At 47.5% G+C, this 17,642-nt stretch carries 18 protein-coding genes; 3 read left to right on the top strand and 15 right to left on the bottom strand.

Annotated elements, in window-relative coordinates; genetic code table 11:
* Positions 1 to 227: 227 nt before the first annotated feature.
* The 5 genes from MHI06_RS08645 to MHI06_RS08625 form a co-directional block, all read right to left on the bottom strand.
* A complete protein-coding gene (locus tag MHI06_RS08645) occupies positions 228 to 1,118 on the bottom strand; it encodes a TIGR01777 family oxidoreductase (RefSeq protein WP_340401207.1) in 891 nt (296 codons plus the stop codon).
* A gap of 86 nt (positions 1,119 to 1,204) precedes the next feature.
* On the bottom strand, positions 1,205 to 1,756 hold the full coding sequence (locus MHI06_RS08640; protein ID WP_340401206.1) for a hypothetical protein: 552 nt from the start codon (positions 1,754 to 1,756) through the stop codon (positions 1,205 to 1,207).
* A gap of 159 nt (positions 1,757 to 1,915) precedes the next feature.
* Positions 1,916 to 2,650: a YdcF family protein gene (locus MHI06_RS08635; protein WP_340401205.1), complete on the bottom strand. Its 735-nt coding sequence runs from the start codon at positions 2,648 to 2,650 to the stop codon at positions 1,916 to 1,918.
* Positions 2,651 to 2,730: 80 nt separating this feature from the next.
* A complete protein-coding gene (locus MHI06_RS08630) occupies positions 2,731 to 3,252 on the bottom strand; it encodes a nucleotidyltransferase family protein (RefSeq protein WP_340401204.1) in 522 nt (173 codons plus the stop codon).
* Positions 3,253 to 3,467: 215 nt separating this feature from the next.
* Positions 3,468 to 4,313: an AraC family transcriptional regulator gene (locus MHI06_RS08625; RefSeq protein ID WP_340401203.1), complete on the bottom strand. Its 846-nt coding sequence runs from the start codon at positions 4,311 to 4,313 to the stop codon at positions 3,468 to 3,470.
* Positions 4,314 to 4,548: 235 nt separating this feature from the next.
* On the opposite strand from MHI06_RS08625, the gene MHI06_RS08620 reads away from it, so the two are divergent.
* On the top strand, positions 4,549 to 5,079 hold the full coding sequence (locus MHI06_RS08620; protein ID WP_053061497.1) for a TetR/AcrR family transcriptional regulator: 531 nt from the start codon (positions 4,549 to 4,551) through the stop codon (positions 5,077 to 5,079).
* A gap of 88 nt (positions 5,080 to 5,167) precedes the next feature.
* On the top strand, positions 5,168 to 6,274 hold the full coding sequence (locus MHI06_RS08615; RefSeq protein WP_340401202.1) for an MFS transporter: 1,107 nt from the start codon (positions 5,168 to 5,170) through the stop codon (positions 6,272 to 6,274).
* Positions 6,275 to 6,300: 26 nt separating this feature from the next.
* Here MHI06_RS08615 and MHI06_RS08610 read toward each other — a convergent pair whose 3' ends face one another.
* Positions 6,301 to 6,909, bottom strand: a complete 609-nt coding sequence (locus MHI06_RS08610) for a DUF1349 domain-containing protein (protein ID WP_340401201.1) — start codon at positions 6,907 to 6,909, stop codon at positions 6,301 to 6,303.
* A 178-nt stretch (positions 6,910 to 7,087) separates the two neighbouring features.
* A complete protein-coding gene (locus tag MHI06_RS08605; RefSeq protein WP_340401200.1) occupies positions 7,088 to 7,630 on the bottom strand; it encodes a hypothetical protein in 543 nt (180 codons plus the stop codon).
* 157 nt (positions 7,631 to 7,787) lie between these two features.
* Between MHI06_RS08605 and MHI06_RS08600 the strand changes: the two genes are divergently transcribed.
* Complete coding sequence (locus MHI06_RS08600) at positions 7,788 to 8,054, top strand: hypothetical protein (RefSeq protein ID WP_340401199.1); 267 nt, start codon at positions 7,788 to 7,790, stop codon at positions 8,052 to 8,054.
* A gap of 152 nt (positions 8,055 to 8,206) precedes the next feature.
* Here the strand turns inward: MHI06_RS08600 and MHI06_RS08595 are convergent, their stop codons facing one another.
* From MHI06_RS08595 to MHI06_RS08560, 8 genes are read right to left on the bottom strand one after another with little or no spacing between them, the layout of a single operon-like run.
* On the bottom strand, positions 8,207 to 9,169 hold the full coding sequence (locus tag MHI06_RS08595) for a glycosyl hydrolase (protein ID WP_340401198.1): 963 nt from the start codon (positions 9,167 to 9,169) through the stop codon (positions 8,207 to 8,209).
* A gap of 29 nt (positions 9,170 to 9,198) precedes the next feature.
* Positions 9,199 to 10,209 carry a carbohydrate ABC transporter permease gene (locus tag MHI06_RS08590; RefSeq protein ID WP_211175460.1) on the bottom strand — a complete coding sequence of 337 codons (1,011 nt, stop codon included), beginning with the start codon at positions 10,207 to 10,209 and terminating at the stop codon, positions 9,199 to 9,201.
* 28 nt (positions 10,210 to 10,237) lie between these two features.
* Positions 10,238 to 11,137, bottom strand: a complete 900-nt coding sequence (locus MHI06_RS08585) for a sugar ABC transporter permease (protein WP_340401197.1) — start codon at positions 11,135 to 11,137, stop codon at positions 10,238 to 10,240.
* Positions 11,134 to 13,719: a DUF5696 domain-containing protein gene (locus MHI06_RS08580; RefSeq protein ID WP_340401196.1), complete on the bottom strand. Its 2,586-nt coding sequence runs from the start codon at positions 13,717 to 13,719 to the stop codon at positions 11,134 to 11,136. Before MHI06_RS08580 ends, MHI06_RS08585 begins: the two co-directional genes overlap by 4 nt.
* Before the next feature lie 14 nt (positions 13,720 to 13,733).
* Positions 13,734 to 14,354 (bottom strand): YIP1 family protein, encoded by a 621-nt coding sequence (locus MHI06_RS08575; protein ID WP_340401195.1) that lies wholly within the window; start codon positions 14,352 to 14,354, stop codon positions 13,734 to 13,736.
* Positions 14,335 to 15,801 (bottom strand): NHL repeat-containing protein, encoded by a 1,467-nt coding sequence (locus MHI06_RS08570; protein ID WP_340401194.1) that lies wholly within the window; start codon positions 15,799 to 15,801, stop codon positions 14,335 to 14,337. Before MHI06_RS08570 ends, MHI06_RS08575 begins: the two co-directional genes overlap by 20 nt.
* Before the next feature lie 11 nt (positions 15,802 to 15,812).
* On the bottom strand, positions 15,813 to 16,676 hold the full coding sequence (locus MHI06_RS08565; protein ID WP_017689719.1) for a carbohydrate ABC transporter permease: 864 nt from the start codon (positions 16,674 to 16,676) through the stop codon (positions 15,813 to 15,815).
* Positions 16,677 to 16,678: 2 nt separating this feature from the next.
* Positions 16,679 to 17,590 carry a sugar ABC transporter permease gene (locus MHI06_RS08560; RefSeq protein ID WP_047842211.1) on the bottom strand — a complete coding sequence of 304 codons (912 nt, stop codon included), beginning with the start codon at positions 17,588 to 17,590 and terminating at the stop codon, positions 16,679 to 16,681.
* Between the last annotated feature and the right edge of the window lie 52 nt (positions 17,591 to 17,642).

The following is a 17,642-nucleotide window of genomic DNA, read 5'->3' as shown; positions in this document are numbered from 1 at the left end:
ATCGCTGTTATCCCCAGATTTTTTTGATTCCCTTCTTAAAAAGGGAAAATCCGGGGATAAGCATATGCTTCCGATGCAGCTTTCTTTCAGAAAGCTTTTAGGCGAACGCTTCGCTTCTTCAAGTTATTTCTGTCCTCTCCGTTATCGTGTAAATGTTTAGTTGAACATATATAACAAAAGGGCAGATGCCTCTGCCCTTCCTGTTGTGTTTTCTTTTGTATGAAGTGTCATTTCTTCTTATTCAAAATCTCGGTAAGAGCGGCATCTAGCGTACCGTATGTGAACGTGAATCCTTCCCTCTCCATTCGCTCGGGAATCACCCAACGGCTTTTGAGAACCAGTTCCGTCTCGGTCTGAATAAAACGTGCGCCCAGTTCAAGCATCCAGCGAGGAGAAGGTAGTCCAATCCGCACACCCATCTGTTCTCTCAGACGCGCCATTAGCTCCCGATTCGTCACCGGATGCGGAGAGGAAGCATTGAACACACCATTCAAGTGTGGATGCTCTTGCAAATAAATTACCATGCGGAAGAGATCCTCGATATGAATCCAGCTGAACTGCTGTGTTCCTGCGCCTTGCGATCCTCCCAGTCCAAAACGGACGAGGTTCGTCATGGGCACCATCACGCCGCCCTCGCCCAGCACAATCGCAATCCGCAGTGCAATCTGACGCGTAGACTGCAGACTGAATTCAAAGAAAGCCTGTTCCCATGCCTTGGCAACGTCGACCGAGAATCCGGAGCCAATCTCGCCCTCTTTTTCCGTCATGGGACGATCTTCAGCATGTCTGTATATGGTCGCTGTACTCGAATTAATCCATAGTTCAGGAGGAAGATTACAAGCCAGGACGGCTTCGCCGAGAATGCGCGTTGTACGGGTTCTGGATTCCAGAATGACTTTGCGATTCTCCTCCGTATAACGGCAGTTCACCGATTTACCTGCCAGGTTAATCAACATTTCCGCCTCTTCCAGTGCCCCTATAATTCCTGCACGATCCTCCCAGGCAATATGACCGGGCTGACGCGAGATAATTAATACCTCATAACCTAGTTTCTTGAATCTTTGGGCAAAATCCTGTCCAACAAATCCCGTTCCACCAGCTAATACAACCTTCTTCACGGTATCCCCTCATTTCCCATACTGGGTAAAGAATTCGCAAGATATAGATTGGAATGTTTCTATGCATGCAAAATGCAGATATTAGATTAACACCGCCGGTGACCCGTTGGTTTGATTTGTTTCGCACCCAGAGTTGTGTACAAGCGATCCCGCTCTTCGATAGCCCATGCGTTTGCAGGGTTTTGTTCCAGCTGATATCGGAGTTCATCATAAAAATCATGGATCATGAATCCATCTGGCAGATTGCCAAGCATGGCTGTAAAGTTGTACTCGGGCAGTGTTCTCTTTCCTTCACTGATCTGCTTCAGCCAGTCCATCCACTTTGCAAGAGTAAGCACTTCCTCCTGCCATAACTCAGCCTGTAACCCAAGCGCATCCTGAAGTTGCTCGTACGCCAATGGATCAGCGAAGGCGCGGCAGGCCTGAACAGCCAGTTCATACAACTCGGTCACTGCACGGCGTACCTCATGCTCAAGTTCGACCTCCAAGCCTCCCATGTAATCCTGAACCTGAATGCTCTGTCCATCATCGTATAATAGCGGTGCTTGGGCCAACAGGCGTACAATCTCTTCCATCTCGTGCATTGAAACTTTCTTCTGCTCATATAGAGCAGGTAATTGATATGCTGTAATGATCATTCACTCCTACATCGTTCTTCTATTAATGACGTATATTATAGCATGGTTTGAGATTCAAATATTTGATTCAATTCAACTTGTGCAGAGACAATGACAAAAAGACAACATAAACTCTATTAGGAGAGTCTAACGTTGTCTTTTCGAATATATGCCAATCGGTTAGATAAATGTTTTGATCGTAGCAAAATATTCACGGATCATGTTGACCGGTTTCAAATATCCAGGTGACGGGGCGGATATGCCGTATTCTGCCGCATAACCGTTCTTGGCAGCGATATACTTGGAGCGGAACATATGATAGTCACTGGTGACAATCATGATTTCGGGATGCTCCAACCCGGATTCAAGAATAATTTTTTTTGAAAAAGCCAAATTCTCCTGTGTACTTGTGGAGCGATCTTCCATAATGACTCGGGAGGGGCTAATCCCCTGTTCAATTAGATAGTTTTTCATGGCGAGCGCTTCGGGAATCGATTCCCCTGGTCCCTGTCCACCTGATACAATGACTGGTGTCTGAGGGTGGCTACGAATGTAGTCCAGACTGGCATCTAGCCTTTGCTTCAGGGTCAAGGACAGCTCTGTTCCTCTGATGCCCGAACCCAAAATAATGACATAGTCCGCTTCTTCCGGATCATTGGCACCAAGTTGCGTGAATACAAGTGCTTCAATAATGACAAAAGAGACGGCAACCACGCTAAATCCGGTAAGGATAATCCGTTTCAGAATAACATGCTTCTGATAGTCAATCCGTCTTAGAACGATAAAAGCCACCGTGATCATTCCGAAAAACATGACTGGAAACCTTTGGCCCCAGAAGATCAGAAATGCCACAAAACATGCCAACAGGACAAAATCAATGATCAGTCCATTTTTTTGTAAGAACTTTTTTATCAAATCCGTAGACACTCCTTCTTGTACTCACAATTCCGCATATCCCTTATTATTCAAGCTGTTATTATCGTTAGTTTCGGCCATTATTCCTGCCAGCACTTCTTCTGTACGCGTTGATTATAATAGTCAGCATCCGTGAAGAACGGACTTTTGCGGACTATGAGGTGATACAGATCATGCAGACCATGCGGAGCGCAAATCCTCACCTGATCCTCTTCATCCAACTGTACTCCTATGGCAGTCACAACTTCTGGCCAATAGCGAAGAGCATCCTCAGTAGATTGATAAGGAACTGTGCGATTGCGCAGATGCATTCTCGCCTGATTTTTGACCGACCACTTGGCATTACCTGTCAACTCACGAAGCTGACGCTCCAACTCTATGTCTAGTTCCTCACGCAGGTCTGACGCATCATAATAGACAACATCAATATCGCTATGCAGCTCGCGAAGGGCATATCCATGAAGAAGATCCCAGATATAATTACGAACATATCCTGCACCTATGTAACATTGAGGCAATTGCAGACTTCGAACTCGCCGCAGGTCGTGCATTAATTGCTCGTGATCCATAATCGCTTGAACGAATTTCCCCTCATGCAACATGCCTGCCTCCTGCGGTTCACCTTATTGTTCTCTCATTGCGATAAACCCTTATTCCAATATATCATGTTTACCTATCTGTAATACAATGAACAACGCTTGAACATCCTCTTCGCTACTTCACATTTCTGACCAATCACAACCAAATAGCCCGTAAACAGCTTCGGTTATCCGACTGTCTATGGGCTTCATTTGTATGCGTTTGAGATGGTTAATATTTATTTAATCGGTATCCATATTTGTGGCGGTTGATCTGGTCCCGGGTATACTTCCAGCTCTGGCATATACGCGTGCTCATAAGGATTGGATGGAAACCATTCCGAAATAATCTGTTTCCACAGAAGCTGCATGCTCTCCGGCATCGGGCCCTCTACTTCAAATACACTCCATTTGGAAGCAGGCATGGTGAAGCTTGATAATCCATCAGGCACCTCCCCATCGTAAGCCGTAGCAATCCAGTATTCCAGTTGCTTTTCCTTGATTTCGCTCTGATCCACAACAACGCCAAGCAACCCTGGAATATCTCCATTGTTCAGTTCAAACAAACGATCCTCTGTACCACTCGTCCAAGCTTCCTGCCACATCTTCCCGATCCCTTGCAGATGTTCTCCATCTACATATGAGAAAGCCTGCTTCACTCCTACTAAAGTAAATTCGGGATGTTCAACGATTTTATATTTCATCGGTTCTGCTCCTTTTAGACTCACTTGAATCACCAGACGATTATACGATGTGACAGCGTTACTATTTTTGCTTGCCTCACTGGGTGCGATACCGTGTTGTCTACGAAAGGCTTTGGAGAAAGATTCCGGTGTGTCGTAACCGTATTTAAACGCCAAATCGATAATTTTAACATCACTCTGTAGCAACTCATGTGCCGCCAATGTCAATCGTCTGCGTCTTATGTACTCAGCTACAGTAACATCAGTTAATAAGGCAAAGGTACGTTGAAAATGAAAAGGAGAGATATGAGCTTGCGCTGCAATCTGCTCCATCGTCATATTTTCGAGCAAGTGGTCTTCCATATATTGAATAGCGACCTGTAATGAGTTGATCCAGTTCATGTGTTAATCACTCCTTGATGTCTAATATAACGGATAAACCACCCCAAAACCTGTCATGTTGTGCTCTCATATGTCCGGTTAATGTGCAAAGACGTTGTTCATATAACGCCCTGCCCAGGCTTTGAGCTAACCAAAGACAAGGGGAGTCACAACATTTGACAATGTAAACGATATATTATAGTCTATATTTATAATGATCGTTCTATCTTATTTTGAAGGGAGAGTATCACTGATCATGAGCAGCAAAAAGGAAATGCTTTTGAACGTGGCTGAAGAATTATTTTACCTCCATGGCTTCCATTCCATCGGCTTGAAGCGGATTATCACGGATGCCGGGATTGCCATCATGACGTTATATAATCATTTTGAGTCCAAGGATGATCTCATTGTCCAGGTACTCTTGCGACGCGAACAACGTTATTTAGAACAGCTCAGGCAATATGCAGACAATAAAGCACAACCTATGTTCCTCAATCTGGCTGAAGGACATGCAACCTGGTTGAAGGAACACGAATCACGAGGTTGCTTATTTTTACGCGCCAAAGAAGAATTCGGAGGTCATACAGACCATATCATCGTGCAGACAGTGAATGCGCATAAAAGACATATGCGAACTTTAATCCAAACATTGGCGCCTGTTGCAAGTGATCGAGATCTATTACGATTCTCCCTGCTGCTGGAGGGTTCCACGGCACTTGCTGAGACAGAAAATGTAAATGACGTCTGCCGTGAACTGATCCATATGACGCAGACCAGTTTCAAGTAATGCTATTCCGGGTGAGTTAGTAGTTCAACTCACTTTTTTATTTAATCATAATTATAATGATCGTTCTATATAAAAGGCGGTGGATTTAATGAAAAAAATTATCTTTCCAGGCATTGCACTTATCGCTGTATGTTATGCATTCGGGCGATTCAGTTATGGATTGTTTATGCCGGAAATTTCGGAAGCCTTACAATTAAATGATGCAGCCTCTGGCGCGATTAACTCAGGAACGTATATCGCCTACTGTCTGTCCCTTCTAACTGCGCCATTGTTGATTAATCGCAAGGGACATCATTATGTCATTCAATTGGCAGGGATCAGCGCAGTGCTCGGATTAACCGGCATTGCCCTAGCTCAGAATGCATGGGTTCTTACATTTAGTATATTTTTAGCGGGTTTGAGTACAGGCTGGGCCTCTCCAGCCCTCGGTAACACGGTTAATGCCGAGCTTGCTCCCGAGCTACAAGCAAGAGGCAACAGCTGGATTAACACAGGGACCAGCTTCGGGATTGTAATATCGGGTCCACTCTACTGGCTGTTCACGGATTACTGGCGTCTAACCTACATCCTGTTTGCTGTAATCGGTGTTGTGGTTCTTTTGTGGAACAGACGTGTTATTCCGGCAACCAAGACGCTGCCTTGTACCAAATCTCTCTGGACATGTATGAAACCTACCAGACCAGGCTCTGCTCTGCTCATGGCTTGTCTGTTGACAGGTTTCAGTTCTGCAATCTACTGGACCTTTGCCCGGAACTTCCTAACAGACGAGAAAGGGGCCTCCGATTCGGAAGCCGTGTTGTTCTGGATTGTGATGGGGGTTATGGGGATACTCGGTGGATGCGCCGGTCGCATTATTGAACGGTTCGTGATTGGGTGGTCCTACCGAATAGGCATACTTTTATTGGCTATTTCGCTCGGGGTTATCCTTCTGCCATCAATGACTGCCAGTCTCATCTCTGCGATCATATTTGGCAGCACGTATATTTTCCTGACCAGTGTATTTATCGTTTGGGCGACGAGACTATTCAGTCCAAATGTGTCCATCGGAATTAGCCTTGCCTTTCTCGCGCTGGGTGTTGGGCAATTCCTTGGCTCATCCATGGCAGGTTATACGATCGAAGTGTTTTCCAATACAACGGCATTTCTGGCTTTTGCTGTACTCGGCCTGTTCGGATTGCTAATTCGGGTGAAATAAATGACAGAACAACCTTCTGATCGCTGTTATTTTACACGGCGAACACTCCCGGTCACTCCATGTTGAAGCTGTACGTCTGTAAAAGTAACCGTCGTCCCTTGCCCAATGGGGGATTGGGCCACAATACCAACTTTGATCTCTTCCGGGCAGTCGAGACCGAAATAGCGAACCAGCTTCCACTTCACTCCATCTTGAGAATAATGGAAAGCAAAGCTGTTGCCTGCCCGGGCTACACGTAAATAAGGCTTGTTAACCTCCACAGGGGATGATACACAATCATCCGAGTTACCACGAGTAACAACACTGAGAATGGACGGCTGTTCTTCGAAATACTCAAAGCAAACTTTAGCCCAATTCGTATCGTCCACTCTCACCATCAGGCAACCCGAGTCATACTGTTCTTTCATGTCCACCTGTACTTGAGTGACCATGCTGAAATCTCCCTTGATGATCGTATGTAAAAATGGAGCTGAGGCTTTCACCGGGTCACCTCCCGGATCAATGAAAAAGTCACTGATCGGCGAAACGGTTATCGTTACTTTGCCGTCTTCAATGGACCAATCTGCTGGCTCGTTCAGCCATCCCAGGTTGGCAGATAATGTTTGACCTGAACATCGTTCGAATAGATTCGTCATGTGGCACACCCTTTGTGTTGGAGTATAAGTTTTCTAATTTCTCTATTTGTATTCGGTATGTAACGTGGTTAATCCTGTAGGTTTTACTCAAATATCCCACCCTCGATATCGTACACTGATATCTCCGCATGATCACTTCTTGCGATCGATAATAAAATCAAAAATCTTTATAACGGGCTCAGTCACGTGTGCACGGTTGGATAATACGTTCGTCCCAGACTTGTACCTCAATATATCGTTCCGGCCCCTTATCACCTTTACGGTTCCATTCCTGAGGCCAACCATAGAACTGAATAACTTCCATGATTTCATCCTTGGTATAGATCTGCTTACGATAAGGTTTAGCATCGTCAAACCTCATTGTTGGAAACAAGTCCCCGTAGGTAAAACTCACAACTTCAACTGGAAGGTCAATCCACGGAATGATTACATGATCGGGTTTTGAATACCAGGACAACAGCCATTCGCATGCACCGAGCGTCAGATAATGGGGATATGATTGTACCGGCTTCCCACCTTTGGCAACAAACTGCTCATAAGCCCTTTGTTCAAGTGTTCTGCGAATTGTCATGTAATCTGCGGGTCGCCGACTGGCAAAGTTCCGTCCCTGAAGACGGATCTTCTGGGTAACTGTTTCTGCTTCATCCGCAGACAGGCTGGAGAGATTTCTGAAAGGACCAAGACTTTGTTCAAAATAATGATAGGCATTCCAGTTGTTCATACATTCTCCTCCTTTGCACAGGATAGATTCGGACTTTCGAAATCAGTTGATAGAAATCGTCACTCTTAATTATTAATAAGGTAATTGTATCCAAATTATGATAACCTGGAAATACGAGATTACTTCAATAATTTGAATCACAACAGGAGGTCATCCTATGTTTGGTGTTAACGTGAAAAAAATAGAAGATCAACTGGTCATCCGCTGGCAGTTCTCCAAAATTGAAATTCCCATCGCACATATCACATCGGTTACCCTGGATGATACGTACGGTGGAAGCGAACCATCCGCCATTCGCATCGGTCCAGTCAATGGCACAAGCGAGAGGATTCTGATCCGCACGGTTAATCAATCGTACATTTTATTCACTTCCAGCGTGACTTTACATACCAATATCCAAGCTATGTTACACCCGTCACACTAGATTTTTGTTCAAACCGGACTGCACTGTTTCTCGGAAGAGGGGTTCCACTTACATATGCGCACCACAACAAAAAAAAGCGTTAGTATTCGCATTATTTCTTCAGCGAATACTAACGCTTCATTGATTCCAATTCAAGCTTGGAAGTGGAGTTCTTATAACCAACTCCACTTCGGTAACTGATCGAGCGTAATGACCTCTTCGTTGTTATACACTCTCTTCAAAAACCCCACATCATTATGTGTCCCATCTCTCAGGAATCCACCTGTCCAAGTACAGAACCAACTCCAATGTACATCCTGTTCCTTCATTTGCTTGGGGTCAGGAATGGAGCCGTTCTCGGCCAGTGCAATGATTTTGCTATCCTTCACAAGCTCACGCAGGTTGACGTAACGTGCCGCCAGCGGGCTGTGATCTCCTGCTTCCGGGTATACATCTACACTCACAATATCCACGACATCATCCCCTGGATACCATTCCGGTTTTTCCGAGTTCCACACCCAGAGGAGATTGTGCAGCTTGTGCTCGTGAACCAATCGATCATACAACAACCGATATAATTGTATGGCAGGTTCGGGGCCTTTCGCTCCCCACCAGAACCAGCCACCCTCCGCTTCATGAAGTGGTCGGAATAATACAGGCACACCAGCATCCTTCAGCTCCTGTAAATGTGTAGCAATTTCATCGATATCCCGGATCAAAAGTCTGTACTCTTCGGACTCAGGATTTGCCAGCGCCGATGCCAGATCATAGGTGGTTGCGTTCGTATAGAACCCCCGCCACCACTCTTTGCCCGGTTCATCGATTAGATCCGTTGGTGCATTCCAGTGCCAGCACAGCGTCACAATGCCACCTTGTCGGTGCCATGCAATGGCATCCCGAATCTCCTGGGAGACCGCCCCACGTTCAGTTCTCGATGGCGAATATTCCATGAGATCAAAGCCAATCACAGCTGGCTTCTGGCCTGTATTTTCATTAATCCAGTTCAGATTGCTGTAGTCCTGCTGACCTGACAACATCTCTTTCCCATAACGCTCGACCAGAAACGCCATTAGTTCTCTCGCTTCAGATGTCGTTGCTTCATTCACCGGAGCACTGTTGATCGTACGCATCATCATCGCTAACACCTCCAATTGGGTTTACCATGTTAACCCACGACACCAGAACGTTCAATACTCTCCACGAAATAGCGCTGTACAAACAGATACAAAATAATCAGCGGTGCAATCGCCAGCAAAATGCCTGTATCCACAATCATGGCCACATAGTTCGGATCGGCCTTAATGCCCGAGTTCGAACCAAATCCCATCAGTTGCGGAATCAACTGGTTCGCCTGAGCAGGTAAGGAAGCCACCTTCAGCGAGATCAGTGGACTTTCACTCATGAATAATGCCGAATAGAATGTATCGTTATACTGCCATACAAAGGAGAACAAAATGACCGTAATCAGTGGCGAGATCGCATTGGGCAACATGATTCGGGCAAACGTTTTGAATCCACCAGCGCCGTCAATCAGTGCGGCCTCCTCGATCTCCTTTGGCATGCCCTTGAAGAACTGACGGAAAATATAGATGAACAACCCCGCCTTCAGTCCTCCCGCTGTAGCAGCCGTAATCATGGAAGGCCAATACGTATTCAGCAGATTGATGCCATTCGTTCCAGTGAACAACTGGATGATGCCCAGAAAGTCGAAGCTGCGGAAATGCAGATACATCGGCACCATAAGCGTGCTTGTAGGCACCAGAATCGTAAGAATGACCAGTACAAAGAGCACATTGCTGCCCGGAAAAGAAAACCGGGCGAAGCCGTATCCTGCAAGCGCACAGGACATGGCTGTCAGAAGCGTTGTGATGGTAACGAACAATAACGTGTTCGCCAGCAAAGGTAGGTAATCCATCACTTGCGCCGCAAGCCGAATATTATCCAGCGTAAAATGCTGGGGAATCATATAAATCGTCGGATTGTAGATATCCTGCTTATCCTTGAACGCGACTGACACTTTTAGAAATAATGGATACAAAATAATAAATGAAATGCCGATGACCAGTGCATATCTGAATATGGAATAGAGAAGGTCCGATGTCTTGTTTCGCACCCGATGCATGTGATAATTCTGCTTCGGAACTACCACCATGCGATCTGTCCCTGATGCAGCCATAATCTGAAGCCTCCCTTAATATTAACCGTCAGTTGTAGTGAACCCGCCTTGACAAGACCCAGCCCACTACGATCAGTACAAGGCCAATCACCAGTGTATACAGCCAAGACATCGCCGAGCTTAAGCCAAAGTTCTGGGTTTTGAATGCGGTTTGGTAGATGGCCTGTGTGACTGGACTCCCGGCAAATGAATCAATGATCGTATAGATGACATTCGTCAGAATCAACGGACTGACCATGGGAAATGTAATTTTCCAGAATGATTCATAGGCTGTCGCCCCTTCGATCTTCGCAACCTCATACATCGATCCTGGTACTGATTGCAGCGCGGCGAGGAAGATCAGAATCTGAACGCCTGAGCTGCTAATAATCTCATAGATCCGCATGATGGCTTCTACGATGTAATCCACATAGGCCATCGGTAATCCCACATCCGCCAGCATCCGCACAATGGATACCACGTTGAACGAAGCACCGCCATCGGCTGATGCATCCACCGCACTCGCATCCCCCATCAGATTGATTAATCCCGCAGATTCGGCTGCTGCGACTGCACTGGAAGCCAGAATAACCGGTAGAAAAAAGATCGCACGCGCCAGCGTTCTGCCTCTGAACTTCTGGTTAAGCAGTGTCGCCGTAAACAGACTGAAAAATAGTATCATCGGCACATTCAATACCATTGCTCCAACTGAATCCACCAGAATCCGGTTAAATGTAGCGTCAACCAGAAGCGCATCCTTGAAGTTTTTAAATCCAACGTATTCCAGAACATATCCGCCCGGAGCAACGGACAGATTACTCAGACTGAACCGAATCGATTGCAGGAGCGGCGTAGCAAAGAGGAAGATGAAACCGAGCAGCCACGGGGAAATAAATGCAAGTCCAAGCAGTGCTCTCCGTGACCTCAGCGATAATCGAATGGTTCTCATCGGTTCACTCCTCCCACCACATAGTCCGTCCCGCCAACCGTTGTTCCATCCACGGTTACTGCATCCGCATTGTAATTCACAAGGATGGATGTACCGCCAGTATAGGTGATCTGGACCACGCCATCTTGAATACGTTCATGCTTGAGAATCTGCTCATTCTCCAGCTCTCCCAGCACTTCATTGGCCTGCTTATACAAGGCAACAGCGTCATCCACCCAATAGCCATACTCGGTCGCATAGGCCGAATCATAATCCGTCAGCTTCAGCCTGGATGATGGTTCATAGGTCCATTGAAAATACGGAGCTGCCCCAAGCTCCAGGCTGCGCAGCAACTGTTTGCGGAGATCCTGATCACCCGACGTGTTCATCGGAGATGCCGCATAGTTCATGTATCCATGAATGACCATCGCATAAAAGGGAACTTCTTCATCGGTAATATTGAACCGACTCGACCCTGCGGGTACATTCACAACATGTTGTGCACTTCCCCAAGCGTAGCTATTTGCTGCGGATACCATCAGGTTCGGATAGGACTGTTCCAGCTTGCCCAACTGCTCCTTCACAATGTTCTTCGCCGTCTCTCGATGAATCACCCGACTATCCCGATAATCTGAAGTCAAGACCTGCCCGAGATCACGAAGGGATAATCCACCGAGGTCCAGTTTATTGAATTTGTCAGCAAACTCACTCACCACATAAGGAAGCTTCGCCGCTGAAAGCAAATAATAGCTGTCCTTACTCTGATCCATGCGATTAAGCGCAGGATTGTATGGATACAGTTCTGCTGTCTCCTTCGTTACAAACCGCGCCGCATCCGAAGAGGGAGCAAAACGCATATCATCGTGATACATATGCTGGAAAGCCACGTCCGGGAACAATGCTCCGCCAGACTGCTCAAGCTTAGCGGACAACGCTTGCAGTTCGGAACGACTACCTACTTCCCTGTCCAATTTCACCCGGGTTGGCGTATGATGGCTGATGCCACCACCGAACCATCCCTGATAACGCATTTGTACGCGGTTCACACCTTCCTGCTGTAACTTCGTCGCCATTTCGGTGGCCTGTTCGTACGTCGTCATAGCTAAAGTGGTCCGATAGGGCACGCTTAGGAACGAAGCCTTTTTGTCCACTGCACCAAGCACATCCACATAGAACGGCAACTCCGTCTGTTCTGCGAGCGGCTTCAGTACATCCTGCTCGATCAACTGCTGCTGATACAGGCGGGCCATACCCGAGTAACTGGCCTCTTCTCCTTGAAGGAAATGATAGCGCACCTGAATATCTCCACGGAAAGGCTCTTCGCTAAGTAGCTGAATCTCCTGCATTTTCTGCGAGGTATACATCTCCAACTCATCCTCCCCCCGCAGGGAGAAGGTCGCATGCACATGGTTGTAGCTATTCTGTCTGCCTCCAATATCTGCGGAGATACTGGCGATGCCGTCCCCTTTTTCAATGACTGCAAACCAGGCATTCTCCCCGTTCTTCAGACCAAACACAGGCATATACGCGGATTCACTAACCTGAGGACGACTGAGCGAATTATCATTTGGGTCTGCGCCATAGACACGCTGTACATACTGCTCTTCCTGGGTTTTTCCGTTGTTCAGATGGATCAGGCTGCCGGAACCGTCAGGCACGAGCATATAACCCTCGCCCTTCGTATCCGCAGCGCCGAAGTAAGCGAGCAAATCAATATTCCGAATGCGGTATTGCCCACTTTCTTCTATTTGGCTCAGAGGTACAGTCACAACAAGTGCCCCCTGCTCAAGTCGATATTCCACAGAAATGACGAAGCTGGGCTTATCCGATACACCTCCGCCTTCGACTCCATTCTCCTGATTGTCATAAGCCAGATCATCCGCCGTGTAACCCGCCGTCTCAAATGCACCCAGCATCTTGTTCAGCACAAGTTGCTTCGAGATCTGTCCATCCAGCCGTTCCAGAATATCCGGATTGTTCTTGGTTGGATAATATCGGGCAGATGTGTACCTTGCGACAGTAGCATCCAGCTTGGAAAGCACTTTCTCCTCCAGACGCTGTTTGCTAATCAGTTTAGGCAGCGCATCAATGCCAAGTGACGTATCACCAAGCGTATAGTTCACCCGAATCCCCTGATCGATGTGGCCCACTGTGAATTGTTTGTTGCTAATGCTGGAACTGAAATTCGGAAAGTTCTCCAGTGTGCCCATCGAATCCCGGAAAGACACATTCAACTGGGAGGACAGCACTTCTTTTTCATACGCAGAAGCAAGAGCGTCCTCAGCCCGTTCTTTCGGGTTACTGTACCAGATCTCTCCACTTTTCCCGTCACGTACTGCAATTTCCGTTGTCTCCTCGTTATAGTACAGGGCTAGTCCCTGATCTTCGGCGACCAGTTGCATACCAGGCACACCCTGCGAGGAGTCGCTAAGGAACTGCAACGGGTCCTCCGTGACGGGCATGGCTTTGGTTGTCGTATCCAGGTAAGCCGCGGCTTCTACGGCAGGAACCCCCCTGTTGTTTATATACAGCAGCCCGGCTGCAATCATGATCACAGCTGTACCACCAGCCAGCACCGTATATAATCGTTGCCTTTTGTTCACGGATGCCGCCTCCTTTAGGTCCGAAAAATCAACTCGCGGTAAATGTTATAACCGAATTCGTACAGCTGTTGCAGCATGCTGAAAACCAATGCGCCAAGGAAAACGATAATGCCCATCACAATGAGCGTTAGCACCATCGTAATGATTGTTCTAATCACCGTGTACTGGTGTACCGTCATCATGCCAATGAACAGAAGCAGCACAAACCAGAAGAACGCGATACTATTGAACAGATAATAAAAAGCAGTCTCTTCCTGCACCATGAACCGGCTGATCAAGATCATCGGGGCATAGATCAGAATAATTGGAATGAGCGAGTAACCTGTCGCCAGAACGATTTCCCTGAACTTGCCTTCTCCTTCCATCAAGGTTGTTACTGCCCAATTGGCTGTACACCATAGAAAGAAAGGGACCGCAACCGTAGCGATCTCGATGATGCTGTTAATCGTACGAGGATCGATGTAATTGACAAGAAATCCTGCATACTGCTTTTGCAAAATCATCATAACAATGGTAAGCGCCAGTGCTGCAAAAGCAACAAGAAGCCGTCCCCGGTTATCCGACTTGAGGTCCCAGAATGCATCAATGGGGTGAAAAATGAGATGCAGCGGAAACTTAATGAAATCCTGCTTCACGATCAACCTGCCTCCTCCGTCTCCATTTAACCGCTACCCGGGTCAGGATCAGAATGACAATCAGCGCGATTGCAGCGGTCAGGAATGTACCGAAATGTTCCTTCATCATCTCCCGCCGATGCCTCTTGAACGCGACAGAATAACTCTTGCGGTCCATTCCAAGTTCGAAGTAACCTAGCGCTTCCTCGTTTTTCTTCTCCATTAATAAGGACTTGCCGATGCCGATATAGGCGATGTCATAGTTGGCATTCAGCTTAAGCACTTCTCTCCATATATTCACGGCCTCTGTGTCCTCGCCCCGATAGTGGAGTGCCACCGCTTCATTCACACGGGCACCAAAACGGGTCGGCTCATAGACGACAAGGTTGTTCTTGCCCCGATCCAGAACCAAGTGGTGCTCACCCGATTGTTCAATCGCGACAGGTGTTTTGAGCGTGCCCACCTGATTTCCTTTGCCACCGTATATGTAGAGCAAATGACCTTCATCGTCATACGTGAACACCCGGTTCTGTGTCGCATCCAATACACTGTACATGCCGTCGCCCAGCACTTTCACATCAATCAGTTTGGAGGGACCCGGATTGTTACGGAACCGGATATCGCCTTTGACGTCATAATAACCAAACCGCTTCAGCACATCTTCACCAGACGGATTCAGCCGTTTGATCGGTTCATTCGAGCCGGGATCAATATTCGTTGCATACACGAATCCTTTGTGGTCGATATCCGCATTGGAGAACTCCGTTGGAACAAACAGGACCATCTGTGCACGCTGGGCTTTGGTGGATAACATGCGCCAGATATATTCGCCGTAGTCCCGCTCCACTTTGTTGGTACCGACGTATCCGATAAATTTCCCGCTCTCGTCAAACTGCATGATGCCTTCGTAGACTCCCTGTGCCACAACGTACACTCGACCTACATGGTCAACCGTCAGCTTCAAGGGCTGAAACTGGAATTGGGTCGATAGGATATCTGACTCGGGCTTCGTGATGGTTTGTATCAGCGTCCCCTCTCCATCCAGGACAACTACACGACTGTTGCCTGTATCGGCGACGTATATGCGTTCTTCTTCATCTACAAATAATCCACCTGGAAGGTTAAAGGTCTCCGTAGTGCCCTCCATCATGAATCCATCGATGACGCGCAGCAGCTTAAAGCCTGGGTCCAATACGACAATTCGGCTGTTGCCGCTATCCAAAATATAGATCAACCCGGAGGGTGAAACGTTCACATCACCGGGGTCTTTGAACTCACTAATGCCGAGGTCCCGGCCTGATATGGTACGCTCGGGCAGATAGGCATCTGGTGAAGGAACAGCCTCTTTCCAGTAGTTGTAGTTATAACTCTCATACGGCGCCGGGGAGGCCGCCGCAGGCACGGCATTCACCAGCAGCAGAGATACTGCCGCCAGGAGAACAAGCCATCTTTTCACTGTGCGTGCCATATCGTTCCCCCTTAATCCTTCATGCCCGAGCTCGCCATCGTCTCAATGATTCGGCTCTGAGAGAAGATAAATAGCGTGATCGGCACACTCATCAAAATCAGTGCTACCGCAGCACCCGCTCCTGCCCGGGATATTCCGCCTTGAATAATCTGACCTGCTGCATAATGCAGGGTCTTGAGTTGCTCGCTGTAGATGTATCCATTGCCATCACTGCCCCATAACATCTGAAACAGCAGAATGATCAATGTCAGCCAGGCTGGCTTCACATTGGGCATAACGATGGACCAGAAGATGCGGTATTCACTGGCACCATCAATCTTGGCCGCTTCCAGCAGCGCATCCGGGATCTGCTCCATGAACTGCTTCATCAGATATAACCCGAGTGAATAGGCAAATGCCGGAATAATGACGGCCCAATAGGTATCGATCCATCCGAGCCATGACATGATCATATAGTTCGGAATGGCCGTTACCGCAGGTGTGAACATCAGTGACAGTACGACCACTTGGAACATGAATACTTTGCCTGGAAACTTGTGTTTGGCAAGCGGGTAGGCCGCTGCGGAAGCTAACAGCACATGGCCTACGATTCCGATGCCTGTGATAAATACCGTGTTGAATATATAACGTGAGAACGGCACCCACGAGTCACTCAGCAGATTCAGCAGATCTGTAAAGTTGCTGAACGTGGGATTTTTGACAAACAGCGTTGGTGGAAAGGTGAAAATCTCATCCAATGGTTTGAATGCATTGTTGATCGCATAGATCAACGGCAGCACCATGAAGGCACCAAATACGAGCAGAAGGGCAAACAGGGAGAGACTTCCCGATAGCGAGCGATTCACCCGCTTTTTGCCTGTCGCAATTGCAGCCATAGTTATTCTCCCACCCTTCGAAGCAGTTTCTGTACCAGCAAGTTGGTGCCCACCATAATCATGAACAGCACGGTGGCAATCGCCGATGCGTATCCCATCTCAAACCGTGTTGTACCAAAGTCGATCAAGTGGGTGACCACCGTCTCTGCCGCATAGTTCACGCTCGGGAACCCGGCCAGTGCGATCGACACATCGGCCACGGCAAACGAGGTTGTGAGCTGAATGACTGCGCCAAACATGAGCTGTGGGCGCATCGAAGGCAGAGTAATATACCATAGCTCCTGCCAGCGATTCTTGATCCCATCCACCGCTCCCGCTTCGTATAATGTCCGGTCCACGGTCTGCAAGCCCGCGATAAACGCCAGAAATCCGGTTCCGAGACTCAGCCATAACTGCACAAGAATGAGGATCGGCATAATGTAGGCTTCTGTCTTCAGCCACTGGATCGGCTCCAGCAGAAAGCCCCATTTGATCAACAACCCATTAGCAATGCCATAACGATCCCCGGAGAAGATCATCAGCCAGATAAAATACACATTGCCCGAAATGGAGGGAGCGTAGAAGATCAGCGTCATGAACGCTCTCCATTTCGGTGTTAACTCATTAATGATCCATGCAAAGACGAAACAGGCAATATAACTGATCGGTCCGGTAATAATGGCGAACAGCAACGTATTCTTGATCGCAATCAGGAATACATCATCCTCCAGAAACAGGCGAGTATAGTTCTGCCAGCCAATAAAACGTGGAAATTCCAACATATTAAAGTAGGTGAAGCTGAGTATGATCGAGATGACAACCGGAATCACGGTAAACATGAGGAACAGGAGCATATAAGGTGCAAGCAGGACATAGGAATGTTTGCTGGCCTTCATTTCCTGGAGCTTCCAGCTCCACCACGATTTCATGCCCATCCTTGACGCTTTCTCAGGAGGACTGTTTTGTCCGTCTCGGAGTGATATTTGT

Origin of the sequence: Paenibacillus sp. FSL H8-0079 (assembly GCF_037991315.1) — a bacterium.
GTDB lineage: Bacteria > Bacillota > Bacilli > Paenibacillales > Paenibacillaceae > Paenibacillus.
Note: the sequence above shows the minus strand (reverse complement) of the source record. Positions and strands in the feature narration are given on the sequence as shown.